The sequence below is a fragment of the Vibrio sp. Vb2960 genome, assembly GCF_033337665.1.
In the GTDB taxonomy this organism is placed as follows: domain Bacteria; phylum Pseudomonadota; class Gammaproteobacteria; order Enterobacterales; family Vibrionaceae; genus Vibrio; species Vibrio alginolyticus.
In genome coordinates, this window is the sequence record NZ_JAWORD010000051.1 from 1 (window position 1) to 3,045 (window position 3,045).

Annotated in this window: 1 rRNA gene; it reads left to right on the forward strand. The window is 51.2% G+C overall.

Going from position 1 to position 3,045, the window contains the following annotated elements:
• Positions 1-29 precede the first annotated feature (29 nt).
• Positions 30-2,919: ribosomal RNA gene (locus tag R7O03_RS22495) — 23S ribosomal RNA — on the forward strand.
• Positions 2,920-3,045 lie beyond the last annotated feature (126 nt).

Genomic DNA, 3,045 nt, shown 5'->3' on the forward strand with positions numbered 1-3,045 from the left:
CATCAACTCGAAACTCCTTCGGGTTGTATGGTTAAGTGACTAAGCGTACACGGTGGATGCCTTGGCAGTCAGAGGCGATGAAGGACGTATTAACTTGCGATAAGCCCAGATTAGGTAGTAAAAACCATTTGAGTCTGGGATTTCCGAATGGGGAAACCCAATACCATAAGGTATTACTGTTGAGTGAATACATAGCTCAACAGGGCGAACCGGGGGAACTGAAACATCTAAGTACCCCGAGGAAAAGAAATCAACCGAGATTCCGAAAGTAGCGGCGAGCGAAATTGGACTAGCCCTTAAGCTTTACACGCGTTAGACGAACAGCCTGGAAAGGCCGACGATACAGGGTGATAGTCCCGTAGTTGACGACGTGTGTTCAGTGAAATCGAGTAGGGCGGGACACGTGATATCCTGTCTGAATATGGGGGGACCATCCTCCAAGGCTAAATACTACTGACTGACCGATAGTGAACCAGTACCGTGAGGGAAAGGCGAAAAGAACCCCTGTGAGGGGAGTGAAATAGAACCTGAAACCGTGTACGTACAAGCAGTAGGAGCAGGCTTGTCCTGTGACTGCGTACCTTTTGTATAATGGGTCAGCGACTTATATTCAGTGGCAAGGTTAACCATCTAGGGGAGCCGTAGGGAAACCGAGTCTTAACTGGGCGTTCAGTCTCTGGATATAGACCCGAAACCAGGTGATCTAGCCATGGGCAGGTTGAAGGTTGAGTAACATCAACTGGAGGACCGAACCGACTAATGTTGAAAAATTAGCGGATGACTTGTGGCTAGGGGTGAAAGGCCAATCAAACCTGGAGATAGCTGGTTCTCCCCGAAAGCTATTTAGGTAGCGCCTCGGACGAATACTACTGGGGGTAGAGCACTGTTAAGGCTAGGGGGTCATCCCGACTTACCAACCCTTTGCAAACTCCGAATACCAGTAAGTACTATCCGGGAGACACACGGCGGGTGCTAACGTCCGTCGTGGAGAGGGAAACAACCCAGACCGCCAGCTAAGGTCCCAAATTACTACTAAGTGGGAAACGATGTGGGAAGGCTCAGACAGCCAGGATGTTGGCTTAGAAGCAGCCATCATTTAAAGAAAGCGTAATAGCTCACTGGTCGAGTCGGCCTGCGCGGAAGATGTAACGGGGCTAAGTAGTAAACCGAAGCTGCGGCAATGCACTTTAGTGCATTGGGTAGGGGAGCGTTCTGTAAGCGGTTGAAGGTGTGTGGTAACGCATGCTGGACGTATCAGAAGTGCGAATGCTGACATGAGTAACGATAAAGGGGGTGAAAAACCTCCTCGCCGGAAGACCAAGGGTTCCTGTCCAACGTTAATCGGGGCAGGGTAAGTCGACCCCTAAGGCGAGGCCGAAAGGCGTAGTCGATGGGAAACGGGTTAATATTCCCGTACTTCTTACAATTGCGATGGGGGGACGGAGAAGGCTAGGTGGGCCTGGCGACGGTTGTCCAGGTTCAAGTGCGTAGGCTGAGAAATTAGGTAAATCCGGTTTCTCTTAAGGCTGAGACACGACGTCGAGCATCTACGGATGTGAAGTCATTGATGCCATGCTTCCAGGAAAAGCCTCTAAGCTTCAGATTGTAAGGAATCGTACCCCAAACCGACACAGGTGGTCGGGTAGAGAATACCAAGGCGCTTGAGAGAACTCGGGTGAAGGAACTAGGCAAAATGGTACCGTAACTTCGGGAGAAGGTACGCTCTCGACGGTGAAGTCCCTCGCGGATGGAGCTATTGAGAGTCGCAGATACCAGGTGGCTGCAACTGTTTATTAAAAACACAGCACTGTGCAAAATCGCAAGATGACGTATACGGTGTGACGCCTGCCCGGTGCCGGAAGGTTAATTGATGGGGTTAGACTTCGGTCGAAGCTCTTGATCGAAGCCCCGGTAAACGGCGGCCGTAACTATAACGGTCCTAAGGTAGCGAAATTCCTTGTCGGGTAAGTTCCGACCTGCACGAATGGCGTAATGATGGCCACGCTGTCTCCACCCGAGACTCAGTGAAATTGAAATCGCTGTGAAGATGCAGTGTACCCGCGGCTAGACGGAAAGACCCCGTGAACCTTTACTACAGCTTGGCACTGAACATTGACCCTACATGTGTAGGATAGGTGGGAGGCTTTGAAGCGCAGTCGCTAGATTGCGTGGAGCCGTCCTTGAAATACCACCCTTGTAGTGTTGATGTTCTAACGTCGACCCCTTATCGGGGTTGCGGACAGTGCCTGGTGGGTAGTTTGACTGGGGCGGTCTCCTCCCAAAGCGTAACGGAGGAGCACGAAGGTGGGCTAATCACGGTTGGACATCGTGAGGTTAGTGCAATGGCATAAGCCCGCTTGACTGCGAGAATGACAATTCGAGCAGGTGCGAAAGCAGGTCATAGTGATCCGGTGGTTCTGAATGGAAGGGCCATCGCTCAACGGATAAAAGGTACTCCGGGGATAACAGGCTGATACCGCCCAAGAGTTCATATCGACGGCGGTGTTTGGCACCTCGATGTCGGCTCATCACATCCTGGGGCTGAAGTCGGTCCCAAGGGTATGGCTGTTCGCCATTTAAAGTGGTACGCGAGCTGGGTTTAGAACGTCGTGAGACAGTTCGGTCCCTATCTGCCGTGGGCGTTGGAGAATTGAAAGGGGCTGCTCCTAGTACGAGAGGACCGGAGTGGACGAACCTCTGGTGTTCGGGTTGTGTCGCCAGACGCATTGCCCGGTAGCTAAGTTCGGGATCGATAACCGCTGAAAGCATCTAAGCGGGAAGCGAGCCTTGAGATGAGTTCTCCCTGATACTTTAAGTATCCTAAAGGGTTGTCGTAGACTACGACGTTGATAGGCAGGGTGTGTAAGCGTTGTGAGGCGTTGAGCTAACCTGTACTAATTGCCCGTGAGGCTTAACCATACAACACCCAAGGGGTTTTGATGGACTCAATGAAAGAACATTGAATGTGTAAGAACGAGAATTAAAAAAACAGCTTTCCAGATTAAAGAATTTGCTTGGCGACCATAGCGTTTTGGACCCACCTGA